This window comes from Streptomyces sp. NPDC027672, assembly GCF_055566335.1.
The window spans coordinates 98,859-124,307 of record NZ_JBVHSO010000002.1 but is presented as its reverse complement, the minus strand read 5'-3'; the positions used below and the strand labels follow the sequence as shown (position 1 = coordinate 124,307).

20 protein-coding genes are annotated in these 25,449 nt (G+C 74.4%); 8 read left to right on the top strand and 12 right to left on the bottom strand.

Annotated elements, in window-relative coordinates; all coding sequences use genetic code 11:
- Positions 1-16: 16 nt before the first annotated feature.
- Positions 17-1,018, bottom strand: a complete 1,002-nt coding sequence (locus tag ACZ4SV_RS05085) for a Ppx/GppA family phosphatase (protein ID WP_468001516.1) — start codon at positions 1,016-1,018, stop codon at positions 17-19.
- 330 nt (positions 1,019-1,348) lie between these two features.
- Between ACZ4SV_RS05085 and ACZ4SV_RS05080 the strand changes: the two genes are divergently transcribed.
- The 3 genes from ACZ4SV_RS05080 (at position 1,349) to ACZ4SV_RS05070 (ending at position 7,176) form a co-directional block, all read left to right on the top strand.
- A complete protein-coding gene (locus ACZ4SV_RS05080) occupies positions 1,349-2,548 on the top strand; it encodes an FAD-dependent oxidoreductase (RefSeq protein ID WP_468001515.1) in 1,200 nt (399 codons plus the stop codon).
- A gap of 127 nt (positions 2,549-2,675) precedes the next feature.
- Complete coding sequence (locus ACZ4SV_RS05075; RefSeq protein ID WP_468001514.1) at positions 2,676-4,481, top strand: RICIN domain-containing protein; 1,806 nt, start codon at positions 2,676-2,678, stop codon at positions 4,479-4,481.
- 154 nt (positions 4,482-4,635) lie between these two features.
- On the top strand, positions 4,636-7,176 hold the full coding sequence (locus tag ACZ4SV_RS05070) for a discoidin domain-containing protein (protein ID WP_468001512.1): 2,541 nt from the start codon (positions 4,636-4,638) through the stop codon (positions 7,174-7,176).
- A gap of 8 nt (positions 7,177-7,184) precedes the next feature.
- On the opposite strand, the gene ACZ4SV_RS05065 is transcribed toward ACZ4SV_RS05070, so the two are convergent.
- Entirely contained in the window at positions 7,185-8,138 is a 954-nt protein-coding gene (locus ACZ4SV_RS05065; RefSeq protein ID WP_365881302.1) for a helix-turn-helix transcriptional regulator, read from the bottom strand.
- Positions 8,139-8,271: 133 nt separating this feature from the next.
- On the opposite strand from ACZ4SV_RS05065, the gene ACZ4SV_RS05060 reads away from it, so the two are divergent.
- Positions 8,272-8,622, top strand: a complete 351-nt coding sequence (locus ACZ4SV_RS05060; RefSeq protein WP_468001510.1) for an ANTAR domain-containing protein — start codon at positions 8,272-8,274, stop codon at positions 8,620-8,622.
- A gap of 36 nt (positions 8,623-8,658) precedes the next feature.
- Here the strand turns inward: ACZ4SV_RS05060 and ACZ4SV_RS05055 are convergent, their stop codons facing one another.
- Positions 8,659-9,822 carry an amidohydrolase gene (locus ACZ4SV_RS05055; RefSeq protein WP_468001508.1) on the bottom strand — a complete coding sequence of 388 codons (1,164 nt, stop codon included), beginning with the start codon at positions 9,820-9,822 and terminating at the stop codon, positions 8,659-8,661.
- Between the two features lie 145 nt (positions 9,823-9,967).
- Here ACZ4SV_RS05055 and ACZ4SV_RS05050 point away from each other — a divergent pair, with 145 nt between their 5' ends.
- The 3 genes from ACZ4SV_RS05050 to ACZ4SV_RS05040 all read left to right on the top strand — a co-directional run bounded on the left by ACZ4SV_RS05050 (position 9,968) and on the right by ACZ4SV_RS05040 (position 14,608).
- The gene (locus ACZ4SV_RS05050; RefSeq protein ID WP_468001506.1) at positions 9,968-11,431 is read left to right on the top strand and encodes an aminotransferase class I/II-fold pyridoxal phosphate-dependent enzyme; all 1,464 of its coding nucleotides are present in this window, start codon (positions 9,968-9,970) and stop codon (positions 11,429-11,431) included.
- 536 nt (positions 11,432-11,967) lie between these two features.
- Positions 11,968-14,247 (top strand): catalase, encoded by a 2,280-nt coding sequence (locus tag ACZ4SV_RS05045; protein ID WP_468001504.1) that lies wholly within the window; start codon positions 11,968-11,970, stop codon positions 14,245-14,247.
- Positions 14,248-14,365: 118 nt separating this feature from the next.
- Positions 14,366-14,608, top strand: a complete 243-nt coding sequence (locus tag ACZ4SV_RS05040; RefSeq protein WP_468001502.1) for a chaplin — start codon at positions 14,366-14,368, stop codon at positions 14,606-14,608.
- Positions 14,609-14,657: 49 nt separating this feature from the next.
- On the opposite strand, the gene ACZ4SV_RS05035 is transcribed toward ACZ4SV_RS05040, so the two are convergent.
- The 9 genes from ACZ4SV_RS05035 to ACZ4SV_RS04995 form a co-directional block, all read right to left on the bottom strand.
- Positions 14,658-16,322 (bottom strand): PP2C family protein-serine/threonine phosphatase, encoded by a 1,665-nt coding sequence (locus ACZ4SV_RS05035; RefSeq protein WP_468001500.1) that lies wholly within the window; start codon positions 16,320-16,322, stop codon positions 14,658-14,660.
- Complete coding sequence (locus tag ACZ4SV_RS05030; protein ID WP_468001498.1) at positions 16,306-17,364, bottom strand: SpoIIE family protein phosphatase; 1,059 nt, start codon at positions 17,362-17,364, stop codon at positions 16,306-16,308. The genes ACZ4SV_RS05035 and ACZ4SV_RS05030 overlap by 17 nt, the downstream gene beginning before the upstream one ends.
- Complete coding sequence (locus ACZ4SV_RS05025) at positions 17,361-17,807, bottom strand: anti-sigma regulatory factor (RefSeq protein ID WP_365883389.1); 447 nt, start codon at positions 17,805-17,807, stop codon at positions 17,361-17,363. Before ACZ4SV_RS05025 ends, ACZ4SV_RS05030 begins: the two co-directional genes overlap by 4 nt.
- Positions 17,807-18,187, bottom strand: a complete 381-nt coding sequence (locus ACZ4SV_RS05020) for an STAS domain-containing protein (protein ID WP_468001496.1) — start codon at positions 18,185-18,187, stop codon at positions 17,807-17,809. The genes ACZ4SV_RS05025 and ACZ4SV_RS05020 overlap by 1 nt, the downstream gene beginning before the upstream one ends.
- On the bottom strand, positions 18,184-19,077 hold the full coding sequence (locus ACZ4SV_RS05015) for an STAS domain-containing protein (protein WP_468001494.1): 894 nt from the start codon (positions 19,075-19,077) through the stop codon (positions 18,184-18,186). Before ACZ4SV_RS05015 ends, ACZ4SV_RS05020 begins: the two co-directional genes overlap by 4 nt.
- 775 nt (positions 19,078-19,852) lie before the next feature.
- Entirely contained in the window at positions 19,853-21,028 is a 1,176-nt protein-coding gene (locus tag ACZ4SV_RS05010; RefSeq protein WP_468001492.1) for an acyltransferase family protein, read from the bottom strand.
- Between the two features lie 335 nt (positions 21,029-21,363).
- On the bottom strand, positions 21,364-22,362 hold the full coding sequence (gene gap / locus ACZ4SV_RS05005) for a type I glyceraldehyde-3-phosphate dehydrogenase (protein WP_397934841.1): 999 nt from the start codon (positions 22,360-22,362) through the stop codon (positions 21,364-21,366).
- A gap of 110 nt (positions 22,363-22,472) precedes the next feature.
- On the bottom strand, positions 22,473-23,429 hold the full coding sequence (locus tag ACZ4SV_RS05000) for a GlxA family transcriptional regulator (RefSeq protein WP_397934839.1): 957 nt from the start codon (positions 23,427-23,429) through the stop codon (positions 22,473-22,475).
- A 171-nt stretch (positions 23,430-23,600) separates the two neighbouring features.
- Positions 23,601-24,791: a hypothetical protein gene (locus ACZ4SV_RS04995; protein WP_468001489.1), complete on the bottom strand. Its 1,191-nt coding sequence runs from the start codon at positions 24,789-24,791 to the stop codon at positions 23,601-23,603.
- Between the two features lie 191 nt (positions 24,792-24,982).
- On the opposite strand from ACZ4SV_RS04995, the gene ACZ4SV_RS04990 reads away from it, so the two are divergent.
- On the top strand, positions 24,983-25,420 hold the full coding sequence (locus tag ACZ4SV_RS04990; protein WP_365883586.1) for a Fur family transcriptional regulator: 438 nt from the start codon (positions 24,983-24,985) through the stop codon (positions 25,418-25,420).
- Positions 25,421-25,449: the final 29 nt, after the last annotated feature.

Genomic DNA, 25,449 nt, shown 5'->3' with positions numbered 1-25,449 from the left:
CCCCGGACCCGGTCCGTCAGGCCGGCGGGCTCGCGATGCGCAGGGCCGCCGCCGGGAGCGGTGCCGCACTGCCGGCGGTGGCGTCCGCCCACCAGTCGGCGCCGTCCTCGGCATAGCGCAGCAGCACGCCCTCGCGGATCGCCCAGGGGCAGACGACGGCCCGGGGCAGGCCCATCAGCTTCAGCGCGGTGTGCCCCACCACCGCCCCGGCCAGGCTCTGCGCGGCCCGCGGCGCGGAGATGCCGGGCAGTCCGGCCCGCTCCGCCGCGGGCAGCGCGCCGAGCGTGCGCACCGCCTCGCCGAGGTCCCGGCAGGCCAGCTCCCGCTCCACGAACGGGCCGTACCGGCCCGGCGCGGCCCCGCACAGCCGGGCCAGCTGCTGGAACGTACGGGAGGTGACGGCGGCGGTGCGCGGGCCCTCCCAGCGGATCCGCGCGGCCACGTCCCGCAGTTCGTGGCGGATACGGCGGCGCAGCACCTTCAGCTCGTCCGCGCCCGGCGGGTCCTGGGCGGCCAGGTGCTCCCGGGTGAGCCGGCCGGCGCCGAGCGGCAGTGAGGCGGCGAAGTCGGGCAGCCGGCCCCGTCCGAACGCCACCTCCAGCGAGCCGCCGCCGATGTCCAGCAGCGCGAGCGGGCCCGCCTTCCAGCCCAGCCAGCGGCGGGCGGCCAGGAACGTCAGCTCGGCCTCCGTCTCGCCGGGCAGGGTGCACATGCGGATGCCGGTCCCGGCCGCCACCCGGCGCAGCACCTCGTCGCGGTTCGGAGCGGTGCGGACCACCGTGGTCGCGAACGCCAGCGGGCCCGCCGCGTGCCACTCGCGGGCCGCCACGCCCGCCGCGTCCACCGCCTTGACCAGACGCTCCACCGCCTCGTCGGTGATCACACCGTCCGCACCGGCCTCCTCGGACAGGCGCAGCTTCCACTTGACGGTGTGCACCGGCAGCGGAACACCGCCTTCCACATCCGCGATCACCAACCGGACCGTGTTCGACCCCGCATCCACCACGCTCACCCGCATGGCCGGGACGTACCCACTTCCCCGGCGATCATCCTTCGCACACGGGGGCGTGCCGGTGCACGGCGGTCACGGAGCGTGTCCCGGGACCGGTCCGCCCGGCCTTTCGACGCACCCCGGGAGCGGGAGGCGCACGACCCGGGAACGGGCCGACGCCGGTCCGGTGGCAGCCACCGCGCGCACGTCCGCTCACCGCGGCGCCTGCCGCCGTCGCCACCGCATCGCCACCGGCCGCCTTGTCCGGATCCCGGCCCCGTCCGGCCGTCGCTGTTCTTAGATGGTCACGCCAGGGGCCGCGCGAGGGGTCCGAGCACTGCCGGGGGAGCGGACGCGATGAGGGTACTGGTCGTCGGCGGCGGGATCGCGGGCACCGCGACCGCCCTGGGGCTGCACAAGGCCGGTTTCGGCGTCACCGTCCTGGAGGCCCACCCGGACACGGCGGAGGACATCGGCGCCTTCCTCACCCTGGGAAGCAACGGGATGCGGGCGCTGGCCGAACTGGACGCCACGGACGCCGTCACGGCCGTCGGTTTTCCGCTGACTTCCCTGCGGCTGCTCGACGACCAGGGCACCGAGGTGGCACACACGCCGCTCGGCGAGGCGGACGACCCGGCCCTGCGCTACCGCTGTCTGCGCCGGGGCACGCTGAACGCGGCCCTCCAGGCCGAGGCGGTCCGGCGGGGCGTCCCGCTGCGCCACGGCGTCCGGCTGGTGTCCGTGGCGCAGGGCCCGGACGGCGTCACCGCCCGCTGCGCCGACGGCACCACCGTCACCGCGGACCTGCTCGTCGGGGCCGACGGACTGCACTCGACCGTGCGCCGCCTGGTGCTGCCGGGCGTCCGGCCGGTGTACGCGGGCCAGCGGGTCTACTACGGCTACACCGCCGCCGCGCCCGGCACCGCGCCCGCACCCGGCCCGGACGGCGCCATCACCATGGTGCGGGGCAGCGCGACCGCCTTCGGGTACGCGGTGTCCCCGGCGGGGGAGACCTACTGGTTCGCCCGCGCCGGCGGCGAGCCGCTGTCCGCCGGGGCGTTCGCTGAACAGTCCGCCGAACCGTCCGCCGGACCGTCCGCCGACCCGCGCGAGCGGCTGCTGGCGCTGCTGCGCGCGGACGCCACGCCCGCCGCCGCGCTGGTCGGGGCGGCCGGCGCGGTCATGGTCACCAACGCCACCGAACTGCCGCTGGGTGCCCCCTGGCACGCCGGGCGGGTCCTGCTCGTCGGCGACGCGGCCCACGCGGCGTCCCCGGCCACCGGCCAGGGCGCCTCGATGGCGCTGGAGGACGCCGTCGTGCTGGCCAAGGCGCTGCGCGACCTGCGGGAGCCGGCGGCCGCGTACGCGGCGTACGAGCGGCACCGCCGGCCCCGGGCCGAGCGCAACATCACCGTCAGCGGCGGTCTGTCCCGCGGCACCCGCGCGCCGTCCGGACCGGCTCCCGTCGTGGCCCGCCCCGCCGGACCCGACGAGCGGCTCCTCGCCCAACTGGCCTGGGACACCCCGCTGTCCGCGGTCCCGCCCGAGCCGCGCTGAGCCCGGCCGGCCGGGTCGCGGGACGCACGCGAAAGTGCAAGAGGCGCGGCACGGGAGTCCATGGCCGGGGCGCCGCCGGGACCGCATCGTTCCGTGTCACCGGCCCTTCGGCGATGAGGAGTTCTCCGTGCGACTGTCGAGCCGAGCGGGCGGCGCCGTGGCCGCCGCCGTCACCCTGCTCCTGGGCGGCGCCACCCCGTCCCCCGCGCACACCCCGTCCCCCGCGCACACCGCGTCGACCGCCGACGCCCGCTACACCGTGACCGTGGGCACCCCGGTCCCGTTCACCCACCCCACCGACACCCCCGCCACGCCGTTCCTCGACCGCGACGGCACCTTCCACTACCAGCAGTCCGCCGCGCTCTACGGCGCCGGCGACCCCCGGGTGTGGGACTTCTACACCGGCGGGGACTTCGACACCGCCGTCTTCGACCGGAGCCTCAGCGAGGCGGCCGACCCGGCCAACCCCGCCGACCGCAACGACGACACCACCTGGCGGTGCGACAACAGCCCCACCGGACGCGAGGCGACGTACGCCCCGAGCGGCTCGCACTACACGCAGCGCAACTACTGCGACCTGTCCGGGGTGTGGGTCGACCCGGACACCGGCGACTGGTACGGCCTGGTGCACAACGAGTTCACCCCGCAGCCCTTCGGCGACGGGCTGCACTACGACGCCATCGACTACGCCGTCTCCACCGACCGGGGCCGCACCTGGACCATCGAGGACCACGTGCTCACCTCGCCGTACAGCACCGGGCGCGGCGACACCACGGCCTTCCCGCACCAGACGTACTCCTACGGCGACGGCGACCAGCGTCTCTTCGTCGACACCGCCTCCGGCTACTTCTACGTCTACTACGGCTCGCGGATCGTCGACAAGGACGGCGGCTGGAAGGCGTTCCACGCCCACGTGGCCCGCGCCCCGATCGCCGCGAAGATGGCCCCGGGCTCCTGGCGCAAGTGGTACGGCGGAAGCTGGTCGCAGCCCGGCACGGGCGGCCGGGAGAGCACCCTCGTCCCGGCCGACGCGAGCCATCCCGCCGGCTACCCGCCCGTTTCCGCCGAGTACGACCCGGCCCGCCCCGGCACCGCCGCCGAGCAGATCGCGGCCGGCGACATGCCCCCGACCTCGCCGCTGTTCCTGCTGAACATCGCCTACGACGCCCACCTCGGCCGGTACATCGGCACCCCGCAGGCCGTCGACCAGAGCGGCGGCGCACCGCAGTACCTGTACGCCACCGACGATCTCGCCACCCAGAAGTGGCGGCTCATCGGCGACACCGGTGACTACACCACCGCCTCCTGGTACCGCTGGTTCCTGGACCCCGTCAGCCGCACCGGCTCGTCCGTCGTCGGCCGGACCTTCCGCGCCTACTGCTCCTTCGGCTGCTCGCACGGCTCCTCGGGCGAGTACGCCGATCTCACCGTCGACTCCGCCGCGCCGGCCGCGCCGCCCGTGGACCCCGGCCGCCGCTACCGCATCGCCGGCGGCACCGGCCGCGTCCTCGCCCAGGAGTCCGGCGGCTTTGCCGTCACCTCCGTGGCACCGTCCGCCGGCTCCGCGCGCGCCGTGTGGTCGTTCGCGCCCACGGGCGACGGCGCCTACACCGTCGTCAACGCGGCGACCGGCCGGCTGCTGGGCGTCGACTCCACGCGGCCGGCCGGCCGCGCCTGGGGAGCCCGGCCCACCGCCACCGCGGCCCGGTCCGGGAAACCCGCCGCCGGACAGCAGTGGTTCGTGCTGCCCGCCCCGGCCGGCACCCACCGCCTGGTCAACCGCTACAGCGGCCTCGTCCTCGGCCTCTCCGCGGCCGCCGGCCGGCGTGCCGAGACCAGCCCGGCGCGCACCTGGACCGCCGCCGCGGGCTCCCTCGGCGACGGCCGCGGCCCGGCCGAGCAGACCCTGTCCTTCCTGCCGGCCGGAGCCTGACACCGGCCGGCAGGACCCCGCCCCGCCGGCGGGGCAATTGAAGTTCTTCGCTTCCCGAGTCTTGTGGGCTGGTTGGTTCATCACTTAAATCAAAACATGAACTAAGCCGTGGGGTCAGGCATGTGGACCCCGCCCACCTCTGGAGCCGCCCGAAATGAGATGGAGATCCCTGGGTGTCGCGCTGGCCGCAACGGCCGCGCTGACCGCCCTCCCCGCCACCCACCCCTCGGCCACCGCGGCCGAGACCCCCCTGTCCCAGGGCAGGACGGCCACCGCGTCGTCCCAGGAGAACGCCGGAACCGCCGCCGGCCTCGCCGTCGACGGCGACACTTCCACCCGCTGGGCCTCGGCCGCCACCGACGACCAGTGGGTCCGGGTCGACCTCGGCGCCTCCGCCTCGGTCACCCGCGTGGTCCTCGACTGGGAGGCCGCCTACGCCAAGGACTACAAGGTCCAGATCTCGGCGGACGGGACCGCCTGGACCGACCTGAAGTCCGTCACCGGGTCCGACGGCGGCGCCGACACGCTCGACGTGTCCGGGCACGGCCGCTACGTCCGGATGCTCGGCGTCCACCGGGCCACCCAGTGGGGCTACTCGCTGTGGGAGTTCCAGGTGTTCGGCAGCCTGGACGGCGGCCAGGCCGGCTGCGACACCGCCAACGCCGCCCGGGGCAAGCCCGCCACCGCCTCCTCGGCCGAGAACGCCGGCACGCCCGCCTCCGCCGCCTTCGACGGTGACACCGCCACCCGCTGGTCCAGCCAGGCCACCGACCCGCAGTGGCTCCAGGTCGACCTCGGCGCCGTCCGGGACCTGTGCAAGGTGGACCTGAACTGGGAGGCCGCCTACGCCAGGGACTTCCAGATCCAGGCCTCCGCGGACGGCCAGAGCTGGAGCACCCTCAAGAGCGTCACCGGCGCGTCCGGCGGCACGGCGTCGTACGACGTCGGCGGGTCCGGCCGGTACGTCCGGATCCTCGGCACCGCCCGCGGCACCGGCTACGGCTACTCGCTGTGGGAGGTCGCCGTGCACACCGGCACCACCGGTGTCCCGCCGGTCCAGGGCGGCGGCGACCTCGGACCGAACGTCATCGTCGTCGACCCCTCCACCCCGAACCTCCAGCAGAAGTTCGACGACGTCTTCGCCCGGCAGGAGTCCGACCAGTTCGGCACCGGCCGCTACCAGTTCCTGCTCAAGCCCGGCACCTACAACGGCATCAACGCCCAACTGGGCTTCTACACCTCGCTGTCCGGGCTCGGCCTCAACCCCGACGACACCCAGATCAACGGTGACGTCACGGTCGACGCCGGCTGGTTCAACGGCAACGCCACCCAGAACTTCTGGCGTTCGGCGGAGAACTTCGCCCTCACCCCGTCCAACGGCACCGACCGCTGGGCGGTCGCGCAGGCGGCACCCTTCCGCCGCATCCACGTCAAGGGCGGCCTCAACCTCGCCCCGAACGGCTACGGCTGGGCCTCCGGCGGCTACATCGCCGACTCCAAGATCGACGGCACCGTCGGCCCGTACTCCCAGCAGCAGTGGTACACCCGGGACAGCTCCGTCGGCGGCTGGACCAACGGCGTGTGGAACATGACCTTCTCCGGAGTCCAGGGCGCACCCGCCACCAACTTCGACAGCGGCCCGTACACCACCCTGGACACCACCCCGGTCTCCCGCGAGAAGCCGTTCCTCTACCTGGACGGCTCCGCCTACAAGGTGTTCGTCCCGGCCAAGCGCACCAACGCCCGGGGCGTCTCCTGGCCCGCGAACGCGGGCACCTCGCTCCCGCTCGACCAGTTCTACGTCGTCAAGCCGGGCGCCACGGCCGCCACCATCAACGCGGCCCTCGCCCAGGGTCTCAACCTCCTGTTCACCCCCGGCGTCTACCACCTCGACCAGACCATCGACGTCACCCGCCCGAACACCGTCGTCCTCGGCCTCGGCCTCGCCACCCTCGTCCCGGACAACGGCGTCGACGCGATGCACGTCGCCGACGTCGACGGCGTGAAGCTGGCCGGCTTCCTGATCGACGCGGGCTCCGTCAGGTCCGACACGCTCCTGCGGATCGGCACCCCGGGCGCCACCGCCGACCACTCCGCCAACCCCACCACCATGCAGGACGTGTTCGTCCGCATCGGCGGCGCCGGACCCGGTCTCGCCACCGATTCCGTGGTGGTCGACAGCAACAACGTCATCGTCGACCACACCTGGATCTGGCGCGCCGACCACGGCAGCGGCGTCGGCTGGGAGACCAACCGCGCCGACTACGGCCTGCGGGTCAACGGCAACGACGTGCTGGCCACCGGCCTGTTCGTGGAGCACTTCAACAAGTACGACGTCTACTGGAGCGGAGAGCGCGGCCGGACGGTCTTCTTCCAGAACGAGAAGGCGTACGACGCCCCGAACGCCGCCGCCGTCACCCACGACGGCATCGTCGGCTACGCGGCCTACAAGGTCGCCGACTCCGTCACCACCCACGAGGCGTGGGGCCTGGGCAGCTACTGCAACTACACGGCCGATCCGTCGATCGTCCAGGCCCACGGCTTCCAGGTGCCCGCCACCTCCGGGATCAGGATGCACGACCTGCTGGTGATCTCCCTCGGCGGCAAGGGCCAGTACGCACACGTCGTCAACGGCACCGGCGCACCCACCTCGGGCACCGACACCGTGCCGTCCAAGGTGACGTCCTTCCCGTAGTCCGCCGGTCAGCCGGCCGACAGGGTCTCGTGCGGGGCCCGGCGGTAGGTGCTCCGGTACAAGGACGCGAAGCGGCCCGGGTGGTGGAAACCCCACCGGGCCGCGACCCGCGTGACCGTGGCCCCGCCGCCGGGATCCGCCGCCACCAGCTCCTGATGGGCGTGTGCGAGCCGGACCCGGCGCACATGGGCCAGCGGCGTGGTGTCCAGGTGCCGGCGGAAGGCGTACTGCAGCGCGCGCACCGTCACATGGGCCGCGGCGGCGATGTCCGCCACCGTGACGGGCTGGTCCGCGTGGTCGTCGACATAGGCGAGCGCGCGGCGCAGCACCGCCGGGTGCGCGTCGGCGCGGTCGGCGGCGGCGGGCTCGCCGCGCACCGTGCTCGGGAACGCGGCCAGCACGCTCGCCGCCAAGTGCTGCGCTGCCGTGGCGGCGACCAGCGGCTCGTCCGCGATCTCGGGTTCGGCCAGCACCGCGTCGCGCAGATGGCCGATCGTACGGCGCAGTTGGCGCGCCGCGGCGGCGGAGCGCGGCCGGTGCCCGGTCAGCCGCACCGCACGCGCCTCGTCCGGGCCCGCGGCCACCTGGCCGAGCAGCGCCGGGTCCAGCAGGGCGATGGTGTACCGGGCGTGGCGGATCCGCCCCGAGTACGGCAGGTCCGGCGGCGCGAACAGCACCACGTCCCCCGGCCCGAAGGAGTCCTCGACCCCTTGGTAGGCGTGGTCGCGCACGGTTCCCTCGTGCACCACGCACAGACAGATCCGGCCCAGCGGCGTCACCGAGTAGGCCATCTCGAAGTCCAGCGCGAGTTCGTCGACGCTCACCGACGGCACGCCGGCGCGGTGCACCCGGGCCCGGGTCGAGCCCGGACTGCCGCTGGCGATCCGCATCCTGGCGTAGGCCCGGCTGAGGAAATCCTCCGTGACCTCCAGGTCGTCGCTGTCGAAGGTGAGCGATTCCATGGCTGCGCGCATGCCCCGCGCGGAGGCTTTCATGTCCGCCGTGACCAGCCCTTTTTCGCTTTCTGTACGGCCGTATGCCGGATCGTTCGCCGGACGGCTGGCGCCGGGCGGGCATGCCGCGCAAGGTGATCGCATGATCGGACGTGACGAGCAGACCGACCAGCTGGGAGCACTCCGGGAGGAGGTCGCCCAGCTACGCCGGGCGCTCGGCTCGCACGCCCTGGTCGACCAGGCGATCGGGGTCGTCATCACCATGGCCCGGATGCGCCCGGAGGAGGGCTGGGAGGTCCTCAAGCACATCTCGCAGCACACCAACACCAAACTGCGCGAGGTGGCGCGCTGCGTGGTGGAGTGGCCGGTCCGGGGCACGCTGCCCGAGGCGATCCGCCGGGCGCTGCCCGCCGCGGTGGAACATGTGCGCGCCCGGGCCGCCGCCGACGGCCGCGACGACGAACGCGAGGTCCGCTGCGGCGGCTCTTCCTGACCGCCCTGCCCTATGCGCCCGTCCCGGTCTCCGCCCTCACGTCTCGGACCGGCGCAGCCCCTCCCAGGCCCGCTCGCGCAGGCCCGCGTCCGTCAGCGTGTCCGCCGCCGTGCAGGCCAGCGCCTCCACCACCGCGAGGAGCACCCGGCGGGCCCGGTCCGAGGCCGCCGCCTCGGCGAACTCCGGCGTGTGGTCGGAACCGGCGCCCATGATCGAGACGAACGGATGGATGGCCGGCACCCGGCCGCTGACGTTGCCGATGTCGGACGAGCCGAGGTAGACGCCGGGAGCGGGCGGGGTCAGGGTGATCCCGGCGCGGCCCAGATGACCGGCGAACCGCTCGGACAGCGCCGTGCTGTCCCGGAAATGCTCGTAGCGCACGCTCGCCCGGTCCACCGTCACGGTCGTGCCGGTCGCCCGCGCCACGCCCTCGGCAGCCGTCCGGAGGTGTCCCGCCAGCTCGTCCAGCGCGGTGGTGGTGAGCGCGCGCAGCCCGAACCGGCCCTCCGCGTACTCCGGCACGATGTTCGTGGCCGTGCCGCCGTGCGTGATGATGCCCTGCACGTGGGAGCCCTCCGGCAGCCGCCGGCCGAGCGCCGAGACCACGTTGAACAGCTCGATCAGCGCGGCGAGCGCGTCGACGCCCTCCGTCGGGTTGCCCGTGGGATGCGCGGCCCGGCCCCGGAACGCGACCCGGTACTGCTCCTGCGCGGTCAGCGGCGCCCGCACCCAGTCGTACACCCCCGGATGGAACATCAGCGCCGCGTCCACCCCGTCGAAGACGCCCGCCTCCACCTCCAGCGCCTTCCCGCCGCCGCCCTCCTCGGCGGGCGTGCCCACCGCGAGGACCGTGCCCGGCGCACCGTCCCGCACGGCGTCCACCACCAGGGCCGCCCCGAGGCCGGCCGCCGCGATCAGGTTGTGCCCGCAGGCGTGGCCGAGCCCGGGCAGCGCGTCGTACTCCAGCGGGAACGCCACCACCGGCCGGCCGTGGCCCGAGCGGGCCGTGAACGCCGTCGGCAGCCCCGCCGCCTCGCGCCGCACCGTGAACCCCGCGCCCTCCAGCTCACCCGTGAGCAGCGCCGCCGCCCGGTGCTCGGCGAACGCGGTCTCCGGGTCGGCGTGCAGCGTCGACGCCACGGCCCACAGCGCGTCGGCGCGCCGCGCGACCTCCTCGCGGATCCGGTCGTACAGGGACACGAAAACCTCCTGCGGGTACGGCGGAACGGGTGGGTGCGCCCGCCGGGTTCCACCCGAACGGCCCTGTGACACCGGCCCATCTGGTTTGGGCAGCCCGGCCGGTGCAACACGGAGGATGCGGAACCGACCGGCTCAGGAGGCTTGCATGGACCACTCACGCGTACCCGTTCTGGAGGCTCTGCAGGAGTTCCGGCGGCGAGGGGACGTGGCGTACGGGCCTCCCGGGCACAAGCAGGGCCGCGGCGCCGACCCGCGGGTGGCCGAGATCGTCGGACTGGACGTCTTCCGCTCCGACGTGCTGAGCCTCAACGGCCTGGACGACCGCCGCCAGTCCCAGGGCGTGCTCCAGCAGGCGCAGGAGCTGATGGCGGACGCGGTCGGCGCCGAGCAGGCCTTCTTCTCCACCTGCGGCAGCTCCCTGTCCGTGCGGACCGCGATGTGCGCGGTCGCCGGCCCGGGCGAGAAGCTGCTGCTGTCCCGCAACGCGCACAAGTCGGTCATCGCCGCGGTGATCATCAACGGGGTGGAACCCATCTGGGTGCACCCCAAGTTCGACGGCGAACGGCACATGGCCCATCCGCCGGAGGCCGACGACGTGCGCGCCCGGCTGCGGGAACACCCGGACGCCAAGGGCATGCTGCTGATCACGCCCACCGACTGGGGCACCTGCGCCGACGTGCGCGCGGTGGCCGACGCCTGCCACGTGTCCGACGTGCCGCTGATCGTGGACGAGGCGTGGGGCGCCCACCTGCCCTTCCACCCGGACCTTCCGGTGTGGGGCATGAACGCGGACGCCGACCTGGTCGTCACCAGCGTCCACAAGATGGGCGGCGCCATCGAGCAGAGTTCGGTCTTCCACCTCCAGCACGACCGGGTCTCGCCCGACGTGCTCAAACAGCGCGAGGACCTGCTCGGCACCACCAGCGCCTCGAGCCTGGTGTACGCGACCCTGGACGGCTGGCGGCGGCAGATGGTCGAGCAGGGCCACGGCCTCCTGGACGCCGCCCTGCACCGCGCCGAGCGCATCCGGGCCCGGCTGCGGGAGCTGTCCGGGCTGCGGGTGATGGGCGGCGAGATCATCGAGGAGGGGCTGGCCGCCGAGTACGACCCGCTGAAGATCGTCGTCGACGTGCGGGACCTCGGCATCAGCGGCATGCAGGCGGCGGAGTGGCTGCGCACCCACTGCCACATCGACGTGGGCGGCTCGGACAGTTGCCGGATCAGCGCCTCCATCACCTACGCCGACGACGACGAGACCGAGAAGCTGCTGGTGGAGTCGGTGCACTCGCTGGTGGAGCGGGCGGACACCATCGAGCGGCAGCCCACGGTGCACCTGCCCGCGCCCGGCGTCCTCGAACTGGAACAGGCCGTCCTGCCCCGCGACGCCTTCTTCGGCCCCGCCGAACAGGTGCCCGCCGACCAGGCCGTGGGCCGGATCGCCGCCGAGACGATCAGCCCCTATCCGCCGGGTGTCCCGGTCGTGGCGCCGGGCGAGGTGATCACCGCGGAGGTCGTCGACTACCTGCGCAGCGGTGTCGCCCACGGCTTCCTCATCCCGGACGCGGCGGACCCCGCCCTGGACAGCTTCCGCGTCGTGGCCCGCCCGTGACACCGGCCGGACCCGTACGCCCCTGACCGACCGGCCGCAGGGCCCGTCGCCGTCTCCTGACCGGCAGGCCGCAGGCCCGTCGCCGGCCCCGCACCGAACTGCGCCGGCTCCCGTCTGCGCCTAGGGTGACCAGTGCGGGCGGCCGGATCACGGTCCGCCCCGGGTCACGGCGCCGGCCCTGCCGAGGCACACGCCCTCGGCGGGAGGCGGTGCCTGGCCCTGCCGGTGGTCCCCGGGTCCGGGCCGACGCGTCCGGCGGGCCTGCCGTCCCGGCAACTCGATGGGAGACGGCCCGACTTCACCCCGACCGGGAACTCCCCGAGGTTCCCGGTTTCGGACGCTCCCGCCCGGGGACCCCGGTACGGGGCCGCCACCGACCCCTTCCATCCGCATCTCATCCGTATCCCACCCGCATCCGGCCCGGCCGGAGCCATGGCGCCCGCGCCATCTCCCCGGCGTCGCCACCGCGCACCCGGCGGCCGCCCGTGCCTGCCGGACCCACCCGCACCCGTGACCAGCGAAGGACTGCATCACCGATGAGCGAGACGAACCCCCTGAAGCGCGCCGCGGACAAGGTGGCGGACGCCCTCCAAGGCGGACCCGCGGGCCCGGAGGACGGCATCCCGGGCAAGCCCGCGCCGCAGTCCCCGACCGTCGCCGAACCGACCGAGCCCCGTGAGCCGCTGCCGCCCAAGCCCGACCAGACCGGCCCGGACACCGTCTCCCCGACCGGCCAGCCGACCGGCGCCGACCAGGCCCGGATGGCGCAGAGCGGCAGCTATCTGACCACCGCCCAGGGCGCCCGGCTCCCCGACACCGACCACTCCCTCAAGGCCGGACCCCGCGGCCCGGTGCTCCTCCAGGACCACCACCTGCGGGAGAAGGTGATGCACTTCGACCACGAGCGCATCCCGGAGCGCGTGGTCCACGCCCGCGGCGCCGGAGCGCACGGCGTCTTCCGCAGCTACGGCACCGCGGCGAACGTGACGAAGGCGGCGTTCCTCGCCGAGGACGTCGAGACCCCGGTGTTCGTCCGCTTCTCCACCGTGCTCGGCTCCCGGGGCTCCGCCGACACCGTCCGCGACACCCGGGGCTTCGCGACGAAGTTCTACACCAGCGAGGGCGTCTTCGACCTGGTCGGCAACAACATCCCGGTCTTCTTCATCCAGGACGCCATCAAGTTCCCGGACGTCATCCACGCCGGCAAGCCGCACCCCGACCGGGAGATCCCGCAGGCGCAGAGCGCCCACGACACCTTCTGGGACTTCGTCACCCTGCACACCGAGGCCGCCCACCACACCCTGTGGAACATGTCCGACCGCGGCATCCCGCGCTCGTACCGGACGATGGAGGGCTTCGGCGTCCACACCTTCCGCCTGGTCAACGAGGCCGGCGAGACGACGCTCGTGAAGTTCCACTGGAAGCCGAAGCTGGGCGTGCACTCCCTGGTGTGGGAGGAGGCGCAGATCATCAACGGCGTCGACCCCGACTTCCACCGCCGGGACCTCGCCGACGCCATCGAGGCGGGCGCCTACCCGCAGTGGGAGTTCGGCATCCAGACCTTCCCCGACACGCCCGACCAGACCTTCGAGGGCATCGACCTGCTGGACCCGACCAACATCGTCCCCGAGGAGCTGGCGCCCGTGCAGCCGATCGGGCTGCTCACCCTGGACCGCAACCCGTCCAACTTCTTCGCCGAGACCGAACAGGTCGCCTTCCACGTCGGCCACCTCGTCCCCGGCATCGACATCACCGACGACCCGCTGCTCGCCGGCCGCCTCTTCTCCTACCTGGACACGCAGATCACCCGGCTGGGCGGCCCCAACTTCCCGCAGCTCCCGATCAACCGGCCGCACGCACCCGTCAACGACATGCTCCGCGACGGCTTCCACCAGACGGCCGTACACCGGGGCGTGGCACCCTACCGGCCCAACTCCCTCGACGGCGGCTGCCCCTTCACCGCGGGCGCCGACCTGGGCGCCTTCGTCGAGACACCCGTGCGCGTCCCCGAGGCGACCAAGGTCCGCGAGGCACCCGAGTCGTTCAGCGACCACTTCAGCCAGCCGCGCCGGTTCTGGCTGAGCATGAGCCCGCCCGAGCGCGAGCACATCATCGCCGCCTACACCTTCGAACTCGGCAAGTGCTACGAGCAGGCCATCCGGGAGCGGGCCTTGCAGGTCCTGGCGAACATCGACCCGGAGCTGTGCGCGGGCGTCGCCGCCGGCCTCGGCCTGCCCGCGCCCGAGCCCACCGTGCCCCTCGCCGACGTCGAGCCCAGCCCCGCGCTCTCCCAGATCGGGCAGACCTGGCCCACCGACGGCCGGATCATCGGCATCCTCACCGGGCCCGACGGCGACCTGGACGGCGTACGCGCCGTACGCCAGGAAGTGCTCGACGGCGGTATGGTCCCGCTGGTCATCGCACCGGCCGGCGGCACCCTCGGGGACGGCGCCGACCCGGTGACCGTCCAGCGGACCTACGCCACCGCGCGCTCCGTGGAGTTCGACGCCATCCTGGTGGCCGGCACACCCGGGATCGGCGCCGACGCCTACGGCGCCCGGGACGCCAAGGCCGGCCAGCCCGGCGGCCACGGAGCCGCGCCCGACCCGCGCGTGGGACTGCTGCTGCAGGAGGCGTACCGGCACGGCAAGGCCATCGGCGCCGCCAAGGGCGGAGAAGCCGCGCTGGAAGCGGCCGGCATCCCGCTCGACGCGCCCGGCGTGCTCGTCGGCGACACCGCGGCCACCGTGCTCGGGCAGCTCACCGGGCTGCTCGCCGCCCACCGCGTCTGGGAACGCTTCCCGTCCGCCGCCTGACCCGCGGACCCGGCGGTGATCCGGGCGAGGGCCTGCCCGAACGGCGTACCAGGAGAGGCGAACGGCACACCTCACGGGATGTGATGAAGGCGTCCCAATGCCAACCGTGAGGAAGAACATGCGTCTTCGCAGCTTCGCCACCACGACCGTACTCGCGGGCGCCCTCGCCCTGACCGGCGCCACCGCCGCCGTCGCCGACTCGGACCCGGGCACGACCGGCGTCGCGGTGGGCAGCCCGGGCATCCTGTCCGGCAACGTCGTCCAGGTGCCGATCGAGATCCAGGCCAACGTGTGCGGCAACAGCATCAACATCGTGGGGCTGCTGAACCCGGCCTTCGGCAACTACTGCCTCAACAAGTGACGCCCCGCCCTGTGCCGGCCTCCGCGACCGGAGGCCGGCGCACGGCTGGTCAGCCCCGCGCGGTGCGGCAGAGCAACAGACAGATGTCGTCGTCGTGTTCGGAGTCGTGCAGCATCGGCTTGAGCAGCGCGTCCGCCGCCGCGTCCAGATCCGTCAGATCCGCTCTGCCGAGGTCGCCCATCGCCCGGGCCAGCCGGTCGATGCCCGCGTCGATCCCGGCGGACCGCCGCTCCACCAGGCCGTCCGTGTACAGCGCGAGCGTGGAGCCGGCCGGCAACTCCACGGCGTGCTCCTCGTATTCGTACGGCAGCGGAACCCCGAGCATGATGCCCGGTTTCTCCTCCAGCACCCGCACCTCGCCGCCGGGACCGCGGGCGACGGCCGGCGGATGGCCCGCGGCGGCCCACACCACGTCCGGCTCACCGGGCGTGAACCGGGCGATCGCGCAGGTCGCGTACAGCTCCGGCTGCTGGTGGCGGAGCATCCGGTGCAGCAGGGTGAGGATCCGCGCCGGACCGTTGCCCTCGACGGCGTAGGCACGCAGCGCGGTGCGCAACTGGCCCATGATCACCGCCGCGCGCAGCCCGTGCCCCGTGACGTCGCCTATCACCGCCAGCACACTGCCGTCCGGCTGGGAGAAGGCGTCGTACCAGTCACCGCCGATGTTCAGGCCGCGCGTCGCCGGCAGATAGCGGGCGGCCAGCGCGAGGTCCGAGGTGTGGGGCAGGTCGGTCAGCTGGGCCCGCTGCAACGCCTCGGCGACATCCCGGTGCTGCTCGTACTGGCGGGCGTTGTCCAGGGCGGTGCCCGCGCGCCGGGCCAGTTCCAGCAGCATCACGGTGGTGTCCGGGTCGAAGTGGTCGCCCGGCGCGACCAGCGTCAGCACGCCCTGCACGGTGCGCGCGCCCAGCGGCAGGCACAGCAGCGGCCGGTCCGGGGAGATCTCCGAGGCGGGCAGGTCGTCCACGCCCGGCAGCCCGCCGGGGCGGGGTCCCGCGTGCTGGGGCCGGCCGGTGCGCGCCGCCGTCACCGTGGCCGCCACCCGCTCGCCCGGGGTCCGCTCGTCGTCCATCAGCCAGACGTCGACGTGCCGGGCGTACCGCGGGACCAGCAGCCGGGGCAGCCGGCGCAGGATGTCCTCGTGGTCCAGGGAGGCGTTGAGGGTCGCGCTCGCGTCGGCCAGGAAGGTCAGCAGCCGGCGTGCCTTCTCCGCCTCGGCGCGCGCCGCCCGCTCGGCGTCCAGCAGATCGCGCTGCGCCAGCGCCGCCGCCTCCAGCTCGGCGTGCAGCGCCAGCACACCCTGGTTGGTCTGGTGCAGCTCCTCCCGGTGGAACCCGAGCAGCTCCTCCGTCTCCGCCAGGCTGGTCAGCAGCGCGGCGGTGTCCTCGTCGGCCTCCAGCAGTGCCTCGGCGAGCGAGACCTCGTCCGGGCGGGGCAGCGGGCCGGGCACGGGAGCCGGGCAGCGGAGCGTGTGCCGCCAGGGCTCCGGGCCGTCCACGGCGACCCGCAGCTCCCCGTCCGCGCCGGCGGCCACGGCCACTTCCGTACCGCCCGCGGCCAGGCCGTGCCGCAGCCGGGCGCCGAGCGCGCCGAGGAACCGGGCGCGGTCCAGCGCGGGCACCCCGGCGTCCGCGGTCAGCCGCGCCAGCACGGCGCGGACGCGGGCCGCGTCCGCGGCGGAGGCGATGGTCCAGGTCTCAGAAGCGGCTGTCATGGGTGCGGGTCCGGCGGTCGGGGGCCAGTACGGCCACGGTGGTGTCGTCGCGTACGGGGCGGGCGGGGCTGCCCGCGTCGCGCAGGATGGCCGCGGCCACCACCGAGGGATCGTGGGCGAGCAGCCCGGCGTCCTCCGGCGGTGTCCACCGGCTGGGCAGTCCGTCGCTGTACAGGACGAGCAGGCTGTCGGGCCGCCACGGCAGCCGGCGCACCGGAACCTGCGCCGGGAAGTACGCCCCGACGATCCCCGGGTGCGTGACCAGCGAGGACCACGACTCCCCGGTGCGCACCCGCCCGCCCACGTTGCCGACCCCGGCGACACTCAGTTCCGCCCGGTCCGTGTCCACCTGGGCCACCGTCACCGCCGCGCCCCGGGTGGGCCGCAGCGCCGTGTGCAGCCGGCGCAGGATCTCCCCGGGCGGCAGATGGGCGGCGCGGCGCAGCTCCCGTACCGCCTCGGTGGAGGCGTGCGCCGCCTTCGGACCGTGCCCGAGACCGTCCGCGAGCAGCATCGTCAGCGTCCCTCCCGAACGCGCCCAGCCCCAGGCGTCACCGGAGTCCCCGGCCTGCCCGAGGGCCACCGTGATCCCGCCCGCGGGCAACTGGGCCGTGGGCGCCCCGCGTCCGGCGGGCTCCGGGTCGATCCGGGCCGTCGCCACCGTGCCCCGGCCCGGCCTGCTGAACAGGTGGAAGGCGTTGGCGCTGCGCAGACAACTGCCCAGCCCCGCGCCGAGGGAGCCGTCGGCGGTGGAGTAGCCGTCGCGCAGCGCGGCGCCCACGTCGGGGATGCCCGGCCCCTGGTCGAGCGAGAACAACTGCACCGACGTGCCCGCGCCGTCCGGCGGCTCCACCAGGTTCACCACCATGCGCCCGCCGTCGGCGTGCTTGAGCAGATTGGTGGCCAGCTCGGTGGCGACCAGCTCGGCCGCCGCCGTACGCGCCGGAGCGAGCCCCGCTTCACCGCACGCCTCGCGCGCCGCGATCCGGGCGTCCCGGACCCGGGTGGAGTCGTGCACCGGGACCTCCCACACCCGGCTCATCCCACCCCCGGACGAGACCCGGGCACCTGGGTCACCCAGGCGGTGGCCGTCACGGTCGTGCCCCGGCCGGGCTCGGTGTCGACACTGAACTCGTGCACCAGTCGTTTCGCTCCGCTCAGTCCGAGGCCGAGACCGCCGCCGGAGGTGTACCCGTCGGTCATGGCCAGTTGAAGATCGCGGATGCCCGGACCGCTGTCGATGAAACACATCCGCAGGCCCCGGTTGCGCCCGTCGTCCAGCGGGGTGATCTCCACCCGGCCGCCACCGCCGTGCACCAGGGTGTTACGGGCCAGCTCGCTCGCCGCCGTCACCAGCTTCGTCTGCTGCACCAGGCCGAATCCGAGCGCCGCCGCGCACTGCCGCACATGCTGCCGTACCCAGGCCAGGTCCGCGTCCGACCCGATGGGCAGGCTCGTCGCGGTCACCTGGCCGGACGTCTGCATCAGCTCCCCCTCTGGGAGAGGAGTTCCATGGCACGGTCGACATCCAGGGCGGTGACCAGGCCGGGCAGGGTCAGACCCAGCTCGACCAGGGTGATCGCCACGGCGGGCCGCATCCCGGCGAGGACCGTGCGGGCCGCCAGCAGCCGGGCCGTGGAGGCGATCTCCGCGAGCACCCGGCCGAGGAACGAGTCGACCATGTCCACACCGGAGATGTCGATCACCACGCCGGTCACCCGGTTGGTGGCGATCCGGTTGGTGATGTCGTGCTGCAACTGCTCGGCCATGCCGTCGTGCAGCTCGCCCTGCAAGGAGACGAGCAGCACGTCGCCCAGGGCGAGCACCGGGATCTGGGTCGAGTGGCCGGGGAAGGGATGGCTCACCGGGCGCTCGCAGCCGCGTCCGAACGGGACACCTCGATGCCCTGCTTGCCCAGCGCGTAGGCCAGCGCGTCGGACAGCGAGGCCCGGGTGAGGACCGAGCCCAGGTCGATGCCGAGCTGCACGATGGTCTGCGCGATGGCCGGGCGGATCCCGGAGACGATGCACTCCGCGCCCATCAGCCGGGCCGCGGCCACCGTCTTCATCAGGTGCTGCGCGACCAGCGAGTCGACCGTCGGCACACCGGTGATGTCCAGGATGGCGTACCGGGCGCGCTGGTCGACGATCGCCTCCAGCAGCGACTCCATCACCCCCTGGGCCCGCGCGCTGTCCAGCGTCCCGATCAGCGGGACGGCGACCGTGCCCTCCCACAGCTTGATGACCGGCGTGGCCACCTCCAGCAGCTGCTGGCGCTGCCGCTCGATCAGCTCCGTGTTCGCGTCGAGCGCCGTCTCCAGCACCACTAGGCGCAGCGTGCCCAGCAGCAGGGTCAGCGCCAGCACGCACTCCTGGGCCTGCGGGGCCGCGGGATCGGGGAACTCGTCGCGCAGCAGCTCGATCACGGGGGCGCGCAGCGCGGCCACCTCGTCGGCGATCTGGGCCGGGGTGGACCCGTTGCGGGCCCGGGACTGGGTCATCCGCCCCAACTGGTCGCGCACCGGCGCGTAGCCGGGCGCCCTGGTGTCCTCCAGGCGTCCGCTGACGGCCACCTCCGACAGGGCGTCCACCACGGCCTTGCACGCCTCGACCGCCTCGTCGCGGGAGACGGTGAAGACCGAGCGGAACAAGGGGGCGTCGGCCCAGCGCTGGGCGATCTGTTCCTTGCGCTGTTCCAGGAAGGAACTCACCACTTGCGGTGCCGACGGGGCCGCGTCCTGCTCGGGCACTGTCATCCTCTCCTCTCGCGCAGCCAGGTGCGCTGGTGGACCGGCTCTCCCGAGCCGGGGATTGCCGACCGCCCACCGTAGCTCTCGGTGTCGGGGCCTTCAAAACCTGCTCCCGTCAGCGTTTTCTCCGGCGTGACCGGGCCGGCCGAGGGGCGGTCCGGGGACGGCCGGCCGGGCACCCGGCGCGGTCCGGAGGGCCGTCCGAGCCGTGTGGCGGGTACGGCGGAGGGGGCCGGGGACGGCCGGTGCGGCGCGGCGGTCACGGCCGGCGCGGTGGCGCGGCCGGCGGCCGGCGGGCACCGGTCTGCGGCTGCCGGAGCGTACGTTCCGGGCGGCGGGACGTGCTCCGGACGGCTCGGGAGGCGCCCGGGCAGGGGCCGGCGTGGCGCGGCGCGCCGGTGGGCAGGGGAGGGGGACCGGCCGGTGGCCGGCCACCCGCTCGCCCCGTGCTGTCTTCCGCGCACGCTGCTCGGCTCCTTAGGTGCGTGAGTGCGGCCGGCCCGGCGGAACACGCCGCCGGCCCGGTGTCGGCAGGCGCCTACCCCGAAATCCGCGAGACTCTCCTCGATGTTGCGGACGTCACTCGCGTGCACGCGGGACGGCTCGGCCGGAACGCCGGGCCGCCCGTGCTTCCGCGCCCGGAAACCCGCTCTGACCAGCGCGCCTACGCTTCCGTCGCAGCCGGCCGCCGCTTGTCGCCGCCCGTCGCACCCGGTGGCCGCTTGTCGCCTCCTGTCGCCTCCTGCCGCCGTCGGTCGCCGTCTGTCGCAGTCCGTGGCCGTCAGTCGGGTACCGGGGCCGGGGCCTCCCGGCGGGCCGGAAGCGGTTCCGCCGGCGCGGGCGGCCGGCGGCGGTAGAGCAGCAGCCGGCGCGCCGGACGCTCCACCCCCTCGTACAGCGCCCAGGACAAGGCGAGCGACACGGCGAACGCGGCGGCGCTCACGGCCAGCCCCGGCAGCACGCCGAACCGCGGCTTCGGGCCCAGCACGGTGGCCGCCGCGCGCAGCACCAGCAGATGGACCATGTAGAAGGCGAACGACAGCTCCCCGAGCCGCACCATCCGCCGGCGCCGCCACAGGGACGGCAGCCCGCACAGGTCCGCGACCGCCGCCGCGGGGATGAGCAGGGCGAACCCGGCGAGGGTGCACACGGTGGCCGAGTAGCCCGGGGTGACCTGCGGGACCAGGAAGTACCCGATGACGGCCAGGGCGAGCGACGCCTCCAGGCCGGGTCCGCGCCAGCGGCCGAGCAGCACCAGTCGCGCGGTCACCGCGCCGAGCACGAACTCGGGCAGCCGCGCGGCGGGGAACGAGTACACCGAGTGGGTCCACCAGTGATGGGCGTCGGCCCAGGCCAGCACGGGGACCGCGACCGCCGCCAGCCCGCCGAGCAGGGCCGAGCCGCGCGCCCCGAGCCGCCGCAGCAGCAGGTACAGCAGGGGGAAGGCGGCGTAGAAGAACGCCTCGCACGCCAGGGACCAGCTCACCGGGTTCAGCGTCTGCCACCACGGCCGCCACCAGGAGTGCAGCAGCAGCGCGTTCGCCAGGGCCTGCTTCGGCGTGGGCCGCGCCTGGTGCGTCAGCGCGGACGCCAGGAGGAAGGCGCCGGCGAGGGTGACCAGGTGCACCGGGTAGATCCGCGCGATCCGCCGCCGCCAGAAGGCGAGCACGCGGTCCCGGGGCCGGGCCGACCAGGTCAGGACGAATCCCGACAGGAGGAAGAAGAAGGACACTCCGCTGGCGCCGGCGCCGAAGCCCCAGGCGACGAGGCGGCCGCCGGTGCCGCCGAACCAGGCGAAGTTGTGCACGTGCAGTCCGAACACCAGCAGCGCCGCCATCCAGCGCAGTCCGGTGAGCGAGGGCAGCGAGGGCGCGGCGGCCGGCGCGGGGGGCCCGGCGGCCGTCGCGCCGGTCCGTGCGGGCGGCGTCCGGGGCGTCCGGGTCGTCGCCGTGGTCATCGCATCACCTGCCGCAGGGAAATCGCGTGGGGCATGAACGGGTACGTTGCCCGTCCGTCCCCCGCGCCTCACGCCGCCCGGCGAACATCACACTGCTGCCGGACGAGGACCGGCACGGATGCCCCGTACGGCGGACCGGGTACGGCCGCCCGGGTACGCCCGCCCGGGTGAGGGCGGTCCCGCGGTGTGGGCGGCTCCCGCGGTGCGGGGCGCGGAGTGCGGCCGCCGCGCAGCAGCACGTTTGCGCCCCGGCCGGCATGGCGAAGGGCCGGCCCGTGTGGTGGAAGGGCCGGCCCGCGTGGTCGCCGGGGGCGGGGTGCCGTCCCGGCGTCCGGTCAGTGTCCGGCGAGGAGTTCCAGCGTGTCGATCACGCGGTGGGAGAAGCCCCACTCGTTGTCGTACCAGGCGACCACCTTGATGTGGCGGCCGTCGACGCGGGTGAGGGCCGAGTCGAAGATGGACGAGGCGGGGTTGCCCGTGATGTCGGACGACACCAGCGGGTCGTCCGAGTACTCCAGGATGCCGGCGAGCGGCCCCTCCGCCGCGGCCCGGTACGCCGCCAGTACGTCGTCGCGCGTCACGTCGCGGGCGACGGTCGTGTTGAGTTCGACGATCGAGCCCACCGGGACGGGGACGCGGATCGAGTCGCCCGACAGCTTGCCCTCGAGGTTCGGCAGCACCAGGCCGATCGCCTTGGCGGCACCGGTCGTGGTCGGCACGATGTTGACGCCGGCGGCCCGGGCGCGGCGGGGGTCGCGGTGCGGACCGTCCTGGAGGTTCTGCTCCTGCGTGTAGGCGTGCACCGTCGTCATGAACCCGTGCTCGATGCCCGCGAGTTCGTCGAGGACCGCGGCCAGCGGCGCGAGCGCGTTGGTGGTGCAGGAGGCGTTCGAGACGATCGTGTGCACGTCCGGGTCGTAGGCGTCGGTGTTGACGCCGTACGCGAGCGTGACGTCGGCGCCGTCCGAGGGCGCGCTGACGAGCACCTTCTTCGCACCCGCGTCGAGGTGGGCGCGGGCGGCCTTGGCCGAGGTGAAGCGGCCGGTGGCCTCCAGGACGATGTCGACGCCGAGTTCGGCCCAGGGGAGCTGCGCGGGTTCGCGCTCGGCCGGCACCGTGATCCGCCGGCCGTCGACGACCAGCGTGTTCCCGTCCACGCTCACCGGGCGCCCGAGCCGGCCGGCCGTGCTGTCGAAGGCGAGCAGCCGGGCGAGCGCGGCGGGCTCGGTGAGGTCGTTGACGGCGACGACCTCCAGGGCGCTGTCGCGCTCCAGCAGTGCGCGCAGCACATTGCGCCCGATGCGGCCGAATCCGTTGATGGCGATGCGAGTCATGAGTGATGTCCCTTCCCTTCGCCCGACCAGGCTCGCCCGCGGCCGGGCATCGCCGACAGTGGCGGGATCGCCATGGTTCAAAAGGATCCCGCCAGGCGGTCCGGGGCGGTTCATTCGCCCCGGGTGAAGGTGCGCCGGTACTCGCTCGGGGTGGTGCCCAGGATGCGCTGGAAGTGCAGCCGCAGGTTCGCGCCGGTGCCGAGGCCGACATCGGCGGCGATCTGCTCGACGCCGCGTTCGGAGCGCTCCAGCAGTTCGCGGGCCAGGTCGATGCGGGCGCGCATCACCCACTGCATCGGGGTGTAGCCGGTCTCCTCGACGAAGCGCCGGGAGAACGTGCGCGGCGAGACCCCGGCCTGCCGCGCCAGTATGTCGAGGGTGAGGGGTTCGCCGAGCCGGTGCAGCGCCCACTCGCGGGTGTCGGCGAACCGCTCGCCGAGCGGCTCGGGGACGCTGCGCGGCACGTACTGGGCCTGGCCGCCGCTGCGGTAGGGGGCCGCGACCAGGCGGCGGGCCGCGTGGTTGGACGCGGCCACCCCGAGGTCGCCGCGCAGGATGTGCAGGCACAGGTCGATGCCGGAGGCGGCGCCGGCCGAGGTGAGCACGCTGCCCTCGTCGACGAACAGCACGTTCTCGTCGACCTGGACGAGCGGGTGCCTGGCCGCGAGTGCCCGGGTGTAGTGCCAGTGGGTCGTGGCGCGCCGGCCGTCGAGCAGACCGGTGGCGGCGAGCGCGAAGGCGCCCGTCGAGATGGCGGCGAGCCGCGCGCCCCGGGTGTGGGCGGCGACCAGCGCGTCGACTACGGCCGGCGGCGGGTCGTCGCGGTCCGGGAACCGGTAGCCGGGGACGAAGACGATGTCCGCCCACGCGAGGGCGTCGAGTCCGTGGGCGACGTAGTACGCGAGTCCGTCGCCGCCGGTCACCAGACCGGGTGCCGCCCCGCACACCCGCACCTCGTACGGCATGCTCGCGCGGGTCGTGAACACCTGCGCGGGGATTCCGACATCGAGCGGTTTCGCGCCTTCGAGCACGAGGACGGCGACGCGATGCAGGCGGGAGGCTGGCACGGGAAGAGGGTACGGGGGCGTGACGACCCGCTGTGCGGGCGCCGCCCGGCGACCGGTGTCCTCGGAAACGGACGGGGGCGGCCCCGCATCGTGGCGGCGACAGCGTGCGCGTACGGCGCCCCGCCTCCTCCCGTGCGGCGGGCCGGCCGTCGTACCGCTGTCCCCGGTCCGCTATCCGCTGCCCAGCCGGTCCGCCCGGGCCGCGGCGGTCCCGGCGCGGCGCCGGGCCTCCTGTACGGCGCGGCCGGCCTGCCGGGCGCGGTCCCGTGCCGTCTGCTCCTCGGTACGGGCCCGCCGCCGCTCCTCCTCGGCGCCGCGCAACTCGGCGCGCAGCGCCCGCACACGCTCGTCCGCCCCGGCCACGCGGTCGCGGGCGCTCGCCGCCTCCCGCTCGGCGGCGCGGGCCTCCGTCTCGCGGGCGTGCAGCTCCTTCTCGGCGGCGCGCACGGCGTCGCGCGCCTCGCGGAGCCGGCGCCGGTGCGCCAGCTCGTCCGCACGCCGCGCCACCCCCGACCCACGTTCCGTCTCGACTCCGCCGAACTCCCTTGTCCCGGGGGGCTTTTCGGCCGTCCCGGAAACCCCGGCCCCGACGGGTCCGCCCCCCGCCCCGGCCTTCCCGGCCCGACCGGACTTCCTGACGGCGGCGGTCTTCCCGGCCCGACCGGACCTCTCGGCTCCGCCGGGCCTCTCGGCTCCGCCGGGCCTCGCCACCCCACCGGACCTTTCCTTGCCGCCGGGCCCCTCCACCCCACCGCGCTTCTCCACCCGACCGGGCCTTTCCACCCCGCCGGGCTTCTCGGCTCCGCCGGGCCTCTTCGCTCCAGCGCGGCCCTTCGGTGCGGTCGTCGCTGAAGAGACCGTGTGGTGTTTCAGGGCGGTCTCGTCCGGCTGGGGGAAACCGGACATGGGCCGGAGCGGTTTCGCCAGGCGGCCCGTGGCCCACTCGCGGGCCGCCTCCGGGTCGGCGAGTACGGCGTGCAGGGTCTGCTCGACCTCGCGCTGCACGTCGTCGCCCACCGGGTGCCCTTCCCGCGCGGCCAGCCGCCGGGCCTCCCGCCCCAACGCGCCGATCACCTCGTTGCGCCGCCGGGTCAGTTCGCGCAGCCGCGCGCCGTCCAGTTCGCGGTGCGCCCGGCGCAGCTCCTCGCCGAGGGCGGCCAGCGGCTGGACCTCCGCCGGCTCATGGCGTACCAGGAGGTTGCCGGCCCAGGCGGCCAGGCTGGGCCGCCGCAGCGCGCCGATCGCCTTGGCCAGGGCCCGGTCACCGGCCGCGCGGGCGTCCAGGGCACGCCGGTCGCGGGCCGCGACGAACTCCTCCGGCCGCAGCGCGTACAGCTCGTCGGCGACGCTGTCCAGGTCCACCGGCGTCCCTCCCGACGACCACTTCGACCACTTCGACCACTAAGTCAGACTTTCCCACCGTACGAGGTTCGTGCGTTTCGTGTGGCGGTCCGCCCCCTGGAACACCGCAGAACACCGCATCCGGAAGGCGGCCAGAATTGCATTCTTCATTTCCTTGAACCGTTCGTGTTTATGCCGGTAGGTTCAGCGCCATGACCGCCTCCCGGACACCGACCACCGCCGAGGAGCTGCGCGGTGCCGGACTGCGTGTGACGGCGGCCCGCGTCGCGCTGCTGGAGACCGTCCGGGGCGGCGACCACCTCGGCGCCGAGGCGATCGCCTCCCAAGTCCGTGACCGCGTGGGCCACATCTCGCTGCAAGCCGTCTACGAGGCCCTGCACGCGCTGACCGCGGCGGGTCTCGTACGCCGTATCGAACCGGCCGGCCACCCGGCCCGGTTCGAGGGACGCGTGGGCGACAACCACCACCACATCGTGTGCCGGTCCTGCGCGGCCGTGGCCGACGTCGACTGCGCCGTCGGCGACGCGCCCTGCCTGACCGCCTCGGACGACCGCGGCTTCGCCATCGACGAGGCCGAGGTCGTGTACTGGGGCCTGTGCCCCGACTGTTCCACCGGCCGCAGATCCTGAGCACCGAGTTCCGCACAGTTCGGAAGGAT